Raw genomic sequence first — 15,643 nt, 5'->3', positions numbered from 1 at the left:
TTATAAAATGCGCATCAAATCACGAATCAAAACATCGATCACCATCGAAAGCAAAATCACCGTCAAGTAAATCAAAGAATAAAAAAACATCTGATTTGCCCACTTGATATCATCTTTTGCAGAAAAGCCGCGGATGGATAAAACGACATAAATCCCACCCAGCACAAGTGACACAATCAGATAAAACCAACCCAAAGTCCCTGTGTAAAACAACAAATAAGAAGAAGGGAGCAAAAGAATCGTAAAGAACAGTGTTTGTTTCTTGGTCTCATGAAACCCTTTGACGACCGGCAACATCGGAACTCCTGCCTGACGGTACTCTTCCACACGCCGCATCGCAAGGGCAAAAAAGTGAGGAGGTTGCCACATAAACAAAATGAGAAAGAGTGCCCAAGCATTCAAATCGATGGCCGGATTGGCCGCAACCCAACCGATCATCGGCGGAACAGCTCCTGAAATCCCGCCAACCACTGTGTTTAAAGTACTGGTTCTTTTTAACCATAAACTATAAATCAAAACATATACCATTACCCCGATAAATGCAACAAATGCAGCAAGAATGTTCACACCGACAGCCAATAACATGAGTCCCAAAAGGGTTAATGTCAGACCATACCATAAAGCGGTAGCCGGTTTGATTCTTCCGTCAGCCACCGGGCGGCTCTTGGTACGTTCCATCAACGGGTCAATGTCCCGGTCGATAAAATTGTTCAATGTGCAACTGCCTGCAATCGTAAGTGCGGTTCCGAGCAAAGTCAGGATCAAAGTGACCAGATTCAAATCCGTCAATCCCGCCGCTACAAAATACCCTGCAAACGTGGCAATCAAATTACTCTTATTAATCCCCGGTTTCGTAATTTCTATATAATCACGCCAGGAGGCTTTATTTTTCGATTCCACAGAATCTAACATCTGCTCAGATGCGGTTTGCTCGGACACAGTATGGTTCACCCGTACAAACCTCCTTTCTACCAAGAAACCATCTTCAACTGGAAATGACTGTTGAAGAAAGGGAACAATATAATTTAACATAATACAAACAAAGAAAAAAACACAAATTCCTTTACATGCTCTTTTGTTCTCTTTCTCGGGCATGTTGCAAAAAAAGAGATACTTTTTGCCTAATTACCATCATCATTTTAGATGATAGAACCCCTTCGTGCAAGAGCAGGTAAAAGCGCTGCCGTGCGATCAAACAGTTTCCTTCATTTTTTATTATTGCCCTCGCGGCCCTTTTTTCTGCAAAAAACCTTTTCACTCATTAGTCTAATCGATTGTTCCAAGCGGAAGATGACATATTTGTGAACATTTTTCCCGGCCTGCAACGGCAATGGAAACCAAATGGCCGGCTTATCCAAAATAAGGTTTTTTAATGGGTGGATTATGAAATAATGGGTTTGTTTTTCAACCATTTGACCGCTTCGAGGCAAGTGCCGGATTCAACCGGAATTTGCCTTAACTCATCCATCAGCATATATACATGCTGAAGGCCGGAAGTTTCCCCGACTTGCCGGGCTTTTCCTTTTGCCAATTCTTCCAGGTTGTTTAATCCCGGCCCTTCGTCACGGACTTGAATCTTCAACCCTTTGCGTCCCCCTTCTTCCTTTACCGGGGAAATGGTCAAAATCCCCTTGTCAGCATATTGCACCACATTTTGGGCCAATTCCGACATGGACTGGACAATCCGCGATTGTTCCAGTTCGTCAAAACCGATTTCCTTTGCCATTTCCCTCACTTCACTCCGTATGTGGAAAATATCCTCTTCTGCATGGATCTCAAATCTTTTCTGCATGTTTCCCCTCCATCACGTGGTAAGCTTCCGGTCCGCTTCCGCCGATGTCCCGTGGTCGAAGTTTTGCACCCGGTAAAGCTCGGCATATTTGCCGTTTCGGCGCATCAATTCATCATGTGTGCCGTGTTCGATCAACCGGCCATGGTCAATGACAAAAATCTGGTCGGCATGGGTAATCGTCGACAAACGGTGGGCAACGATCAAAGTGGTGCGGTCTTTGGCCAAACGCTCCAAAGATTCCTGGATTAAGTGCTCCGTTTGCAAATCCAGTGCCGAGGTTGCTTCATCCAAAATCAGAATGGACGGGTCTTTCAAAAAAACACGGGCAAGCGCAATCCGCTGCCTTTGCCCTCCTGACAATTTAATGCCCCGTTCGCCAATTTCAGTATCGTACCCTTGGGGAAGCTCTTGGATAAAGTCATGGGCATTGGCCGCTTTGGCCGCCTCAACAATTTCATCAAAGGATGCATCCACTTTTCCCAGCCGGATATTTTCGCTGACCGTCCCGCTGAACAAGATGTTTTCTTGCAAAACCATCCCGATTTGTTTCCGCAAACTGTTTAAAGTAAAAGAGCGGACGTCACGGCCATCGATGCGGATTTGTCCTTGATCGACATCATAGAAACGCGGAATCAGGGAAATAAAAGATGATTTTCCTCCGCCGCTTGGACCCACCAATGCAACGGTTTGTCCCGGAGCGATTTTCAGATCAATGTCTTCCAACACATAATCCTGATTCTCGTGGTAACGGAAACTGACATGGTCAAAGATAATTTCCCCCTTAACCCGTTCAACGTTTTTAGCATCCGGCAAATCGGTGATGTCATAAGGCTCATCCACAAACTCAAACACCCGGTCCATCGATGCAAAAGCCTGGGTCAGTGTGGTTGAAGAGTTCACCAAGCGCCGGATCGGGTTGTAAATCAATCCCATGTATCCGTAAAAAGCCGTCATTTCACCAATGGTCAGCCGTCCTTGAACCACCAGGTAACCGGACACGCCAATCACCAGAATGGGGGCCAGATCGGTGATGGTATTGATGGCTGCAAACGTTTTGGCCACCCAGCGGGTTTGGTTGAGGGCTTTGTCCAAGAAATGCCGGTTTCGCTGTTCAAACTGTTTCTGTTCGTGATTTTCCAAATGGAACGCACGGATGACTGAAATGCCTTGGACCCGCTCATGCAAATGCCCTTGCAATTCAGCCAAAGCCTGTGAACGCTCTTTGGTGGTTCTTCGCATATTTTGGAAGAAGTACTTGACGGAGATGGCATACAACGGAAAGACTGACAAAGAAATCAGTGTCATCCACGGATCCAGCCAAAGCATGAAACCGACGGCAATAAGCAGGGTGGATAAATCCAGCCAGATATTCATCATGCCGGTAATCACAAATTCTTTGGTTTGTTCCACATCGTGAATGACCCGGGAAATGATTTGCCCCACTTTGTGATTTTGGTAATACCGCAAGGATAACTTTTGAATATGATCAAAAAGTTTGTTGCGTATGTCAAATAATACTTTGCTTGCAGTCCATTGGGCAAAGTATTGCCGGAAATATTCCACCGGAATTCTGATCACCGTGAACACAAAAAGGGCCGCCAACATCACCCACATCAATTTTTGTATCTTATCCTGAGCCGGCAACGATGACAAAAGCAAATCATCCACCACATATTTCAAAAGCAGTGGAAGAAGCAACGGAATCCCGAACTTCACGATCCCGATGATCATCGTCAGAGTGATTTCTTTCCAATATGGCTTGACAAATTGAAGATATCGCTTCATGCTACCCATTTCTTTCAACCCCTGTATGTTAAGAACTGACTTCTATTATAACAGGGTACAAGAATCGGATCACCAATAAGGGGAAGATCTCCCCTTTCGTCCGTACAGACAACCATTGCAAAACATACATGGCAAAAAACACCGGCCCCTTGAACAAGGGACCGGTGTTTTATCCATCAGTGACGGGCTTTTTCCAAAGCCGGCAACAATTTCGGATTCAGGATTTTGATGTAGGTTCCTTTCATTCCCAATGAACGGGATTCCACAACCCCGGCACTTTCCAGTTTGCGCAGAGCATTTACGATGACGGAACGTGTAATTCCCACACGGTCGGCAATTTTGCTTGCGACCAAGAGCCCTTCCATGCCATCCAATTCGTTGAAAATGTGTTCAGCCGCTTCCAACTCGCTGAAGGACAGGGAGTTGATGGCCAGCTGTACAACCGCACGGCTCCGTGCTTCCTCTTCAACTTGGCCGGCACGCTCACGCAAAATTTCCATTCCCACGACGGTTGCCCCATACTCTGCCAAGATCAAATCGTCTTCTTCAAATTTATTGTTCAGACGGGACAATACCAATGTTCCCAAGTGGTCACCGCCACCCATGATCGGAACAATCGTGGTGTACCCGTTTTTGAACATCTCTTTCATTTCAGTCGGATAAGCCGTGTACGGGCTGTCCACATCCACGTTTGTCATGGATTTGTCAACTTCCATGAGCAATTTTGCATATTCCGGCGGGAATTCACGGGTTTTCAAATACTGATTCATCCGTTCATTCTCGACGTCATGGTTGATCGCCATTCCCAACAGTTTTCCTTCAGGCCCGACGACATAGATGTTGGCGCCGATAATGTCACAAAGCGCTTCTGCAACCTCATCAAAATCCACCAGGTTGTGACCTGCGTTTCTTTGCAAAATTTTGGAAATGCGTCGTGTTTTGTTCAATAGATCCATATCCATAACCTCCAAGTTCATTTTCTTTGATTCTTGTATGTTTATGGGCCGTCCTTTTGACCGTCCAAAAGACGGGTTATTTTTAACGGGATTGAATTCCGGGGAAAATCAATAAAAGTAAACACTTACCTATTATGCGACATTTAAGCAATTACGCAATTTCAATTCTGTGAACAATTTTCGACTTTTATACCTATTCCAAATTGTTTCCTTTATGGCTTTAAAGGGAAGAACCGGACAAAGACCGCCATAAGATCCGTTCCACTTTTCCATTGATCAATTCGCAGGGAACAAATCCCACGCTTTCATAACGGCTGTCTTTGCTGGCATACCGGTGCCGGTTATCTCCCATGACGAATACTGTCCCCGGCTTTACCCGGACGGGTCCGAAATCCCCGTCTTCGATCTTGGTGTCAATATACTCTTCGACTGCTTTTTTCCCGTTCAGGTATAAATATCCATTTTTCACTTCAACGATGTCCCCTCCGACACCCACCACCCTTTTCACCAAATAACGCCCGGGATTGGATGGATCTTGAAACGTGACGATATCTCCCCGTTTTGGTTCATTCCACAAGAATGTAAATTTGTTCACAAGGAGATAGTCCCCGTCATGAAGTGTCGGCTTCATTGATGTCCCGTTCACAACGGATAGTGCAATCCCGTAATGGTTGACCGCCCAGGAAAACAAGATTGCATAAATGAGCACAAACACCCATTTATACAATCGTTTCACCAAGTCCATGTTCATTCACTCCATCATCTACCCCCAATTCTCGCAAGGTACCGGTGATACCGGAAGGAAGCAGACGCGGAGCAAAAGGTTTCTGACGACACGGTGAAGACAAAGAATGAATCTTTTTTTTTAAAAAAGAAACCTATTGCCAAACCAAGGAATTTTCACTCACATCATCTTGTTCTACCACTTTTCCCCTGTCAATTGCAAGCATAAACCCAACATTTGTTAACAAAATGACGTATTTTTGGCAAATACACCCAAAAACACGCAGTTTTATCATCCGCTCCTCCGATGGCATCACCGTCTTTTTTGGCTCTTTTCCATTCCTCTCAATGAAGTTTCTAGTCTTTTTATTTCCAAAAATAACATAAAATAAAACACCCAAAACTCTGAATTTAATTTTTTTCTGTAATAAAGAAAAATCCCTTACTAAATCAACTTCAGGGAAAACCGGACTCCGGTATGAAAAAGAGTCCATGAACCCGCCTTGTCATGGACTCTCAACATTTCAATAAGAAGCATGTTGTTTGCCCAATTCACCGGCCCGCTTCGCCGCCTTCAGCACGGCCGCTTTCACCGCTTCGTCAAAGCGATAATCCCTTAATGCCTGCAAACCGGCCATGGTGGTGCCTCCGGGAGATGTGACTTCTTCACACAACTGCCTGGCATTTTTTCCGCTTTCCATGAGCATATGTGCCGCTCCCAGCAAAGTTTGAACCGTTAAGATCCGGGCTGTTTCCGGATCCAAACCGGCCGATACCCCGGCAGACTCCATGGCTTCCGTCATGGTATAGATATAAGCCGGACCACTTCCCGACAGGCCCGTCACGGCATCCATCAAAGCTTCTTCCACCATGACCACCAAGCCGATAGTGGAAAAAATCTCTCTTGTGATCTCAACCGCTTCCCGGGTCGCCCGGCTTCCCTTGCTCATCGCCGTGGCCGATCGCCCCACCCGGCAAGAGGTGTTTGGCATCACCCGCATCACCGAAACGCGATTTTGTAAATAATTATCAATGAATTCCGTGGTGATTCCCGCCACCGCAGAGATTAAAATTTGTCCGTCCTGTAAACGCTCTCCCCATTTTTTCAACACTTCGACCGTATCTTTGGGTTTTACCGCAAGAATCACAATCTCTGCCCCGGCCACATTTTCTTCGCTTTGCTTCGTCCAATCAAGCCCGTATTTTTGACATATTTCTTTGATGCGCGTGCGGTTTTGCCGGTTCACCATGCTCACTTGATGCGGCTTCACCTTCTTCTCCGTGATCAGCCCTTCCAAAATCGCTTCCGCCATGGATCCGGCGCCGATAAACCCGATGGTCTTGTGTGCAAGCATCAAAAATCCCTCCTCTTTGTTTCAAAATAAAAAACCTCTTTTCGCCTAAAGGACGAAAGAGGTTTGTCTTCCGCGGTACCACCTTTGTTGGCACATCCATTGTGCCCGGCTTTTTATCTGTAACGGGAAAACCCGGATAGATTCATCATCTTCCGCATACAAGGGTGGGTTCAAACAGACAACACCGGCAAAGCCTCTCAACCGGCGGGCTTTACTCTCTGTACGGCTTGTCATGTTTTACTGGCCCTCGTCATCGCGTTTCCAACATATATCGGTTGTACGAACGGTTTTTTCTCACTGATCATGAAATTCTGCTAACTATTATGAATCATTGCGATCGGGATGTCAACCGGAGATCACGGCCCGGCCCCCACCCCGGCAACCGTTTTGAGCTTGCAGAAAAGAGAAAGCAAAAAGCAAATGCATTCATCCAAACACATTTAATAATTTTTTGATGAATCATTAAAATTTACATAACAAAAAACAAAACAAGAAAGCCGGTTCATCTTTTCAAAAAAGCGGAACAGGCAAAAAAATAAACCGTTCAAATAATTTTAATTTGAAAGCGCATTCAAAGTGTAGTAATCTTAACTTAAAACAGATATCCTTAAATAGGCTTGGGGTCCAAAAAAGGATTTGGACACAAAAAAATCTCTGCCTTTCGGCAGAAACTCAAAGCATAAAAAATTATGAAACGGTTTGACGCCTTTGAAAGACAGAATACAACTCTTTTTCCAAGCGAGTGGAGCAACTATTGGTATAGCCGAGATGTTGATAAAATGGGAGCAGTTTTTTCGTTCCTTCATCGACTGTGATCCAAATCCTTTTGACTCCTTTTTTCCAAAAACGATGTTCCAACTCACGGACCAACATGGTGCCAATTTTTCTCTTTTGATGGTCAGGATGGACAGCCAGACAATAAAAAAAGCCCGTTTGTTGATCAATCGTACCAACAATCGCACCAACCACTGTTCCTTCTTCTTCAGCCACGATCACCAAATCCCGGTCCAAGCTGATTTGTTCCGCCAACACTTGCAACGTTTCTTTTTCCTGCTCGCGAGAAGCTGTCATTTGCCAAATGTTTGATACATCATGTACATCTGACAATCGAAAAGAACGTAAGCGTATCATTTTTTCCCCCCGCTTCAGATCCCATTCTCGGCTTATTTATTTTACCTCAAGAACTAATTTTATTTCAATCCATTTCATTTCCAATCGGATTCATATCTTCAGCCGCATACCAAAGCCACGGGACAAACAAAAGGATGGCAGCCCCCTGCCAGAAAACCGCCGCAGAACCGACCCACCGCACCAAGACCGCCCCGGTCAGAACCATGACCCAAACCAGCAACGACCACCAATGAAGCAAGCGGGAAAGACCCGATGACCGGAACATCACGGCGGTATAGATCAACCCGCCGACGGCCCAACAAGAGGGGACAAAGACGCTGATCGCGGGGACAAGTAAATGTTCCCAATCATCCAGATGATGAAACAAGAGCGGATTGGTTGTCTCCCAAGCCATTTTCATCAGCAATGGATAGACAAACATTTGTATAAAGACATGGATGAATAAGGAAAGGCTGCCCATCAATTGAATAAACCAACCCCACTGCAAAATCACGCGATATTGCCGGTCGAGGGTGAACAACAAGATGGTGAAAACAGCCAGAATGGACAAAACGGCAATCAGAATGCTAATCCAGGAGATCGTCACCAGGACCTCATTCGCCTGCATAAAACGGAACCGTCTGAGCCAGGACCCCTGAGACAGTTGGAAAAGAACGAACATGACAAAAAGAACGGTGACAAAATGAAGAAGAGCCGACCCGCGGAATACCCATAAAAACCAATGCTTGCGAACCCCCACAGACACATGTTTCATCACTTACCACCCCCGCCGGAACACTCAGAAAACAGCAAAATTTTCCTTTTTCTTTATTTTATCCTGCCCCCTCTTCTTTCAATCACTTTTTTCCAGATCTTTTTATTTTTGTTGTGATTTGCAAAACGCATTCCTTGCGGATTCACTTTGGTGCATAACCGGTATAAATCATGCATGCCGCGCAGTTGTTCCATAAGCAAAAAGGACTGACCACCCGGGTCAGCGTCAGCCTCTGAATTCGTCTTGCAGGGACGTCTTCCCGTGAATGTGAAATTCCTGATTGAAGGAGAAGAAGAAATCGGCAGTCCTCATCTCATCCCTTGTTTACAGAGATACAAAAAACGTTTTCAATGCGATCTGGTGCTTATTTCCGACACGGCCATGTTGGATGAAAACCAACCGGCTGAACAAAAAACACCCTTTGACCCGTTCATCTTGGCCGAAGGGTGTTTTTTGTTTAAGACTGCGGCACTTCCTTTCCGCTCTGATCAACGACCACTTCCGTAAAGGATTCGGGTGCCGGCGCCACATTGCGCTTTTTCACTTTGGCTCCGGGAACCGTATAAACATTTGCCGTCAGTTCCCCGCCGTTGATAAAGATCCTCAAAAGAATCGGAGCATCCAGATTGTTTTGGAAGCGGAAATCCGGACCGCCCCATGAAACCGTGGCATCCCGGCCTTTGGGCACATAATCGACATCTGCACTGTGATGGACCACTCTCAACATTTTCAATCCGGCACGGTCCGTACTGTTGTATAACGTGGAAGAGACTTGGCAAATGCCTCCGCCAATGCCTTCGGTATATTCTCCTTTGACAATCACGTGAGCGGTTTTATATCCTCTTGCTTCAGTGCGCTCTCCCACCACTTGGTTGAATGAAAATTTTTCGCCGGGCAACATGACCAAATTATGAATCTCATTGGAGGCCAGCTGCATATTCGTGGTCCGGTTGACGTTTCCTGGGTTGAATTTGGTGGTGTAGCTTCCGATCAAATTTTTATCCACTTGGCGCAAATCATTGCTGGTCACCTCCGGTTTCACCTCAACCATGGGGATCGTATACGGTTGATTCAAGGAAGCATGCCAATTATTCAGCCATTCCTTCATTTTTTCCACATCCATGTCTTCTCCGTATTCTCCCTTGATCAGGGTCTCCCCCCAACGGTTGTTCTCAAACCGGGCATTCTTCGGTTCGACACGCACTTCCTTGCGGACGCTGTCCAACCATTCGGTTAATTTTTTCATATCCACACTTTCCGGACTTTTTCCATCATAACCCAATTGCCACAAATCCAACTCGTATTTTTTGTCCTCATGTTGCAAAATCAGTTTGGCCGGATCTTTCTTTTCTTCCTCCGTTTGAACCGCAGCAACTTCTTCCGTCGTCCCTGCCGGGCCGTAAACACCAAAGCCCAGGATCGCCACCACCGTCATGGATGCGATGATGGTGCTCACCAAAATCTTTTTGGGACGGGGAGTGTTTTTGATTTCACTCTTGATCCTTTCCCGGATTCCTCTTTCCTGCGGCACGCCGGCCGGGGTCCCGTCCGCTTTCTCATTTGGTTTGTTTTGCTCATTGCTCATTGCTTCCGGTTTCGCATGGGCTTGTTCAGCCTTTGCATGCTCTTCAGCCCCGGTCGGGGAAAATGCCCCCGGATCGCCAAATGCCTGCTGCTCTCCGCTTCCTGTCCCTTCCGGCTTCTTTCCATCATCCACACGGATCTCCAACTCAGATTTTGTTTCAGAGGAATGTTCCTCATGCTTCTTCTCTTTTTCCTCCACAATCACACTCTCCCTTTTATCATCCATCCGTCAGACTTTTTTTCGTTCTGTTTTAAACGCTTTGTGGTAAACATTGGCCCAGGTTTTTTCTTCTCTTTTCTCTTTTTCCAGCCATGACCATGACGTTGGCAAATCAAAGCCGGTATTTTTAAGCTCCACTTCCACCACCGTCACCTTCCAATGGCGATGGCTGAAAACATGTTGAAATTCTCCTTTGATTATATAATTTAAAGCAGGTATTCGATTTTCTTTGCAAAATTTTTCTATGATTGTCAAATGATGATCTCCTTTGGGGATCTCAAAGGTCGGCAAACCCCAAAGCCCGGCAAGCAATCCTTGTTCAGGCCTTTTCTCCCCGATAAACAAGTTTTGATGTTGAAAAAAGACCATCACCATCTCTTGTTGCACCGGCGGTTTTGCCTTTTTTTTGACCGGAAGTTGTTCTTCCATCCCTTTTTCATAGGCTTCACACACCGAACGAACCGGACAGAGCAAGCAGCCGGGTGATACCGGAGTGCAAATGGTTGCCCCCAAATCCATCAACGCCTGGTTGAAATCCCCCGGGGCTTCTTCCGGCATGACACGCTCCACCAGAGACTCCATCTTTTTCCGGGTGGTGCCGGATGCAATATCCTCTTCGATGGCAAACAAACGGGAAAAAACGCGCATCACGTTCCCGTCCACAGCCGGAATTTTTTGGTCAAACGCAATGCTTAACACCGCTCCGGCGGTATAAGTGCCAATTCCTTTTAATTTTAAAATGGATTTTTTATCTGAAGGGATTTTCCCATCGCCTTCATGAACGATTTGCTTGGCGGCTTGGTGCAAATTTCGTACACGCGAATAATAGCCCAAACCTTCCCAAGCCTTCAGCACTTGTTCTTCGGGGGCATTGGCCAGATCTTCCACCGTGGGAAACAGCTTCATAAACCGTTCAAAATAAGGGATCACCGTATCGACGCGGGTTTGTTGCAGCATGATTTCGGAAACCCAGATTCGGTAAGGGTCTTTGTTTTTTCGCCACGGCAAATCTCTCTTGTTTTGTCCGTACCACGCCAGTAATTGTGTCTGAATAGTATGTCGTTTTTCTTCACTGATGGATAAATGTTTATCAATATCGCGACTTTTTGGCAATCAGTGTCCTCCTTTAGCATGAATTCGGTTCCAAAGGTTATAATCTGAATGAGATGATACAGAAAATCCTGTTATTAACATCATACACGACCTGACCCCAATTTGTATAAATGAATTTTAACGTTCCTTTAAACTATGGACAGTAGTTGCTTTATTAAAATAAATTTTATCGATTACGTCAATCTTTTCATTATAAAAATCTGATAAAATTTGTTCAGTCTGTCCCGGAGGAGGGTCTAAGAATGGATACAGGAACCCATTTTGTGATGGGGGTGGGACTTTTCGGATTGGCTCAATTGGATCCGGCGGTCACAACCGATCCTGAAACAATGAAATCGGTGCTGTTGGCAACCGTGATCGGATCTGAAATACCGGATATCGATACGCTTTACCGCCTGAAAGGAAATGCCAAATATATCCGGAATCACCGGGGATTCAGCCATTCATTGCCAATGCTTTTGGTTTGGCCCGGTCTCATCACCCTTGGGCTTTTTCTTCTGCTACCGGAAATAAATGTGTTACACACGTTTTTATGGAGCTTTCTTGCCGTCTTTATCCATATCTTTATTGATTTGTTTAATTCCTACGGAACCCAGGCGTTCCGTCCGTTATCCAGAAACTGGGTGGCTTTTAACGTTTTGAACATCTTTGATCCTTTCATTTTCTCCCTTCATCTGGCCGGATTTGCCTTGTGGTGGATATGGCCGGCTCAAAGCGGAAAAATCTTCCTTCTGGTCTATTTGGCAATCGCCGGTTATATTGCGCTCCGGTTTTGGCAACAGCGAAATCTGCTCCGGATGGCACAAAAACAAGTCAATGTGCTCGGCAGATACACTCTGACCCCCACTTTTCGCTGGAATGTGTGGAATTTGATCGTTGAAACCCCGGAAATGGCAAAAGTGGGTGAAATTCGGAGTAAACGAATCCATTGGACCGGCCGTTTTCCGACCAAAGATATGCTTCATCCGGCCGTCAAGGAATCGAAAAAGGCCGAACCCATCCGTGCTTTCCTTTCTTTTACTTCTTACGGATATCCCAAAGTCTTTGAACGTCCCTACGGTTATGAAGTCCGCTGGCTGGACGTCCGGTACCATTATAAAAGGCATTATCCCTTTTTTGCCATTGCTTTACTTGACCATCAACACCAGATCTTTTACGCTTATGTTGGTTGGATGAGCAGAGAACAATTAGATAAAAAAACAAAACAATTCATTTCATAAATTCGCTTGATGAAACCGGAGGAGAAGTAAAAGAATGAATGGAATAACGGAACAAACATTGAATACACAAATTGCGGCCGCCGGGGAATTGGCAGTGCAAACCAAAACCCTGTTGACCCGGATGATTGAAGATCCGATGTCTTACATTGTCCTTCCAGCCGGTCAAATTGCGCTCATCGTTGTTTTGACGATCGTGGCACTTCGCTTTGTCGACCGGATTGTGGATAAAATTTTTGACATCAGCCGGATGGAATCCAAAAAAGCGCAAACCCTCCGCAAGTTGATCAAATCCATTGCCCGTTATGCCATTTACTTTATATCCGCACTCACCATCTTAATCAATCTCGGCTTTGATCCGCTGCCTGTGCTGGCCGGTGCCGGGGTTCTGGGCTTGGCGGTCGGTTTCGGGGCACAAAATCTGATCCGGGATGTCATCAGCGGATTTTTTATGATCTTCGAAGGACAGTTGGAAGTCGGCGATTATGTGGAAATCAACGGTCAAATCCGCGGAACGGTCGAAGAAGTCGGCCTCCGCATCACCAAAATTCGTGAATTTAACCAACGGCTGCATTATCTCGCGAACGGTAACATCAACCAAGTGACAAATTACAACCGGGATCAGATGCGGGCCATTGTCAACGTGACGGTTCCTTATGAATCCGACTTGTCAAAAGTGAATGAAGCATTGGAAGAGGTTTGTGCAAACATTCAAGAAAAGTTTGCCTCTTCTCTGATTCAAGAACCGGAAATCATGGGGATCACCACGATGGATGCAAGCGGGGTCACATTCACTCTGACCGCCCTCAGCGAACCGGATCAATTTTGGGCACTGGAAAGGGCGATCCGAAAAGAAACCATTCTTGTTTTGCACAGATACAAAATCGACTTCGCTTATCCGCGCAGTGTGGTATATCACTTAGAAGACGGACAAGAAGCGAAACTGGTCAAAGAAGGCTTTGAAGTGTAAGGAAATACAATCAGCCCCTCCTTTTTGAAGGAGGGGCTTTTCTGTTTTTCCGACCACTGTTTCGTCAACGGTTTTTTTTATAGAAACTGCCCGGCAAGCACAAAGACGGTAATGGCAAGAATTGCAATCCCTGTCCACACTGCCATCGCTTTGAGATCCCGCATCAAGATGCCATGGGCATCGACTTCCGCAACACGTTTCTTCTTTTGTTGAGCTCTCTTCCTTGCCACTTTCATCTTCTCCTTTACAAATGTCGATCGACATTGCCATTTCCATTATTCCCCGTTTTTCAGGTCGCTCAGGGCATCCCATAAATAAAAAGTAACATAACTGGCATAGGGGGACCAACTTCTGCCAAGTTGCCGGATGGTCGGTTCATCCGGTCTTTCTTGCATGGAATAAAACTGTTTGACCGCATTTCTCAGCCCGATATCCTGGGCCGGGAGCAGATCGGGCCTCCCCAGTCCAAATAGCATCACACATTCCGCCGTCCAACGTCCAATCCCCCGGATTGGAAGCAAGCGGGCAAAGACTTCCTCATCGGAACATCTGTCCAGTGCCTCCAGATCCAATTTGCCGCCGGCTATCCTTCTCGACAAATCGATAATGTATTCTGCTTTGCGACGATTGAACTGGATCTCTTGCAAATCCTCATACCTGAGCCGGGCAATCTGTTCCGGGGTCGGGAAAACAGCCCATCGTTCTCCTTGAAATTCGGCTTCATCCCCTGCCAGTTCAATCAAACGGCGAATGAGGACAGCTGCAAAAGATACATTCAATTGTTGCCCGATGATCGTTTTGATCAAACACTCATGCAAGTCGGGATCCAGCACAAAATGCAATCCCTTCCGTGCCAGGATCACCGGGGCCAACTCCGGGACTTGTTCCATTTGTTCATAGAACGGTTGCAAGTCCACTTCGGTGGAAAACATGCGGGCCACTTTTTTGCGGAACCCTTCTTCTTCCTGTTCCTCCACCTTCCCGGTGATCTCCACCTTCAGGGCAACATCCTCCTCGTCACAGCTTACCGAGAGCAATAACGGACCGTGCTTTCCGTGAATGGTACGCTGAAAACGGCCATGTCGGCAACGATAAATGCTTTTTTCAAATGAATGAAGGCGTTTGGTCGTAAGTTTAAATGAATACGGATAACGCAATGGAAGTGAAAATTCCATCGGATTTCTCCTTTCCCTTTCATTTTATGCTCATCCCCAATCAAAAAAAAAGACTTTTCCATCAGGAAAAGCCCATTGTTCGTAAAATTCACAATTATGGATCGGATTTTTGGCAGGGCGGCAATGATCCGGTGAACGAACCATCGCCCAAGACGGAAAAAACTCATTCCACCATTTCGACGCGGACATTTCTCTTGACTCCGAATTGAAGGGCTTCATCCAGATCTTCCATGTAAACGTCTATCCGCCGCCCGTTGATCGCCCCTCCGGTGTCTTGGGCAATCCGGTAACCAATTCCCTCAATGTAAACACGGGAGCCGATGGGAATCACATCCGGATCGACGGCAATGGTCAATCCTTCCATTACCGGACTTCCACTGGCTGTGATCCCGTACCCCGGGTCACCCGGCCGTTTGCCTGTCGACTCCGGTCCGGCCGTGTAGGCCGTGAGCGTAAATTCACCGAGGTCCTTCCCTCTTTTCATCGCCGGCATGGCATGGGCAGACAATTGGACGGATCCTTGTTTTTTCCGGATCCGCAATTTTTGTCCCGGATAGATCTTATCCGGATCCTTCAGGTGGTTCATCCGCACCAAATCGTTCACGGAAACCTCATATTTCCTCGCCAACCGGGTCAACGTATCCCCTTTTTGAACCACCACCGCGTCCTCCGCAAGGCTTTCGGCCCCGGCATCACCGGCCAACCAACAGGCTGCCAGAGAGAAAGACAAAACAAAGCAAAGCATATGTATCCATTTCACGGGTACCACCTCAAACCAAAAAGTTTTTTCATGGTACCATCCTGATCTAATTTTTCAGATTTTATACACTCTTGTTCCTCTTGGATGAATACAAAAAAGCCGGGGAAA

General features: G+C 46.2%; 16 protein-coding genes. 2 read left to right on the top strand and 14 right to left on the bottom strand.

Annotated elements, in window-relative coordinates:
* From cyoE to mutY, 11 genes are all read right to left on the bottom strand, one after another.
* Complete coding sequence (gene cyoE, locus ATH33_RS13250) at positions 1–951, bottom strand: heme o synthase (RefSeq protein ID WP_231564613.1); 951 nt, start codon at positions 949–951, stop codon at positions 1–3.
* Between the two features lie 430 nt (positions 952–1,381).
* Entirely contained in the window at positions 1,382–1,792 is a 411-nt protein-coding gene (locus ATH33_RS13240; protein WP_037996158.1) for an ATP-binding protein, read from the bottom strand.
* 12 nt (positions 1,793–1,804) lie between these two features.
* Positions 1,805–3,586 (bottom strand): ABC transporter ATP-binding protein, encoded by a 1,782-nt coding sequence (locus ATH33_RS13235; protein ID WP_052186753.1) that lies wholly within the window; start codon positions 3,584–3,586, stop codon positions 1,805–1,807.
* Positions 3,587–3,753: 167 nt separating this feature from the next.
* Complete coding sequence (gene codY, locus ATH33_RS13230; protein WP_037996159.1) at positions 3,754–4,533, bottom strand: GTP-sensing pleiotropic transcriptional regulator CodY; 780 nt, start codon at positions 4,531–4,533, stop codon at positions 3,754–3,756.
* A 220-nt stretch (positions 4,534–4,753) separates the two neighbouring features.
* Positions 4,754–5,278: a signal peptidase I gene (lepB, locus tag ATH33_RS13225; RefSeq protein ID WP_170151269.1), complete on the bottom strand. Its 525-nt coding sequence runs from the start codon at positions 5,276–5,278 to the stop codon at positions 4,754–4,756.
* Positions 5,279–5,411: 133 nt separating this feature from the next.
* A complete protein-coding gene (locus ATH33_RS13220) occupies positions 5,412–5,750 on the bottom strand; it encodes a hypothetical protein (RefSeq protein WP_121874504.1) in 339 nt (112 codons plus the stop codon).
* Positions 5,751–5,780: 30 nt separating this feature from the next.
* A complete protein-coding gene (proC, locus tag ATH33_RS13215) occupies positions 5,781–6,611 on the bottom strand; it encodes a pyrroline-5-carboxylate reductase (RefSeq protein WP_037996166.1) in 831 nt (276 codons plus the stop codon).
* 687 nt (positions 6,612–7,298) lie between these two features.
* Entirely contained in the window at positions 7,299–7,742 is a 444-nt protein-coding gene (locus ATH33_RS13210; protein WP_082240699.1) for a GNAT family N-acetyltransferase, read from the bottom strand.
* Between the two features lie 64 nt (positions 7,743–7,806).
* On the bottom strand, positions 7,807–8,496 hold the full coding sequence (locus tag ATH33_RS13205) for a hypothetical protein (RefSeq protein WP_037996169.1): 690 nt from the start codon (positions 8,494–8,496) through the stop codon (positions 7,807–7,809).
* Positions 8,497–8,953: 457 nt separating this feature from the next.
* A complete protein-coding gene (locus ATH33_RS13770) occupies positions 8,954–10,306 on the bottom strand; it encodes a VanW family protein (protein WP_220214893.1) in 1,353 nt (450 codons plus the stop codon).
* Positions 10,307–10,309: 3 nt separating this feature from the next.
* Complete coding sequence (mutY, locus tag ATH33_RS13195; protein ID WP_206760065.1) at positions 10,310–11,413, bottom strand: A/G-specific adenine glycosylase; 1,104 nt, start codon at positions 11,411–11,413, stop codon at positions 10,310–10,312.
* A gap of 242 nt (positions 11,414–11,655) precedes the next feature.
* Between mutY and ATH33_RS13190 the strand changes: the two genes are divergently transcribed.
* Together ATH33_RS13190 and ATH33_RS13185 are read left to right on the top strand one after the other, a co-directional pair.
* Complete coding sequence (locus ATH33_RS13190; RefSeq protein ID WP_037996171.1) at positions 11,656–12,633, top strand: metal-dependent hydrolase; 978 nt, start codon at positions 11,656–11,658, stop codon at positions 12,631–12,633.
* Positions 12,634–12,667: 34 nt separating this feature from the next.
* The gene (locus ATH33_RS13185) at positions 12,668–13,600 is read left to right on the top strand and encodes a mechanosensitive ion channel family protein (RefSeq protein ID WP_049719590.1); all 933 of its coding nucleotides are present in this window, start codon (positions 12,668–12,670) and stop codon (positions 13,598–13,600) included.
* Positions 13,601–13,677: 77 nt separating this feature from the next.
* Here the strand turns inward: ATH33_RS13185 and ATH33_RS13660 are convergent, their stop codons facing one another.
* From ATH33_RS13660 to ATH33_RS13175, 3 genes are all read right to left on the bottom strand, one after another.
* Entirely contained in the window at positions 13,678–13,830 is a 153-nt protein-coding gene (locus ATH33_RS13660) for a hypothetical protein (RefSeq protein ID WP_165489714.1), read from the bottom strand.
* A 45-nt stretch (positions 13,831–13,875) separates the two neighbouring features.
* Entirely contained in the window at positions 13,876–14,775 is a 900-nt protein-coding gene (locus tag ATH33_RS13180; protein WP_121874503.1) for a DNA-3-methyladenine glycosylase family protein, read from the bottom strand.
* Positions 14,776–14,938: 163 nt separating this feature from the next.
* Complete coding sequence (locus tag ATH33_RS13175) at positions 14,939–15,535, bottom strand: 3D domain-containing protein (protein WP_049719588.1); 597 nt, start codon at positions 15,533–15,535, stop codon at positions 14,939–14,941.
* Positions 15,536–15,643: the final 108 nt, after the last annotated feature.

The sequence above is a fragment of the Thermoactinomyces vulgaris genome, from assembly GCF_003688725.1.
GTDB classification, from domain to species: Bacteria; Bacillota; Bacilli; order Thermoactinomycetales; family Thermoactinomycetaceae; genus Thermoactinomyces; species Thermoactinomyces vulgaris.
This window is presented reverse-complemented; position numbering and strand designations above follow the sequence as displayed.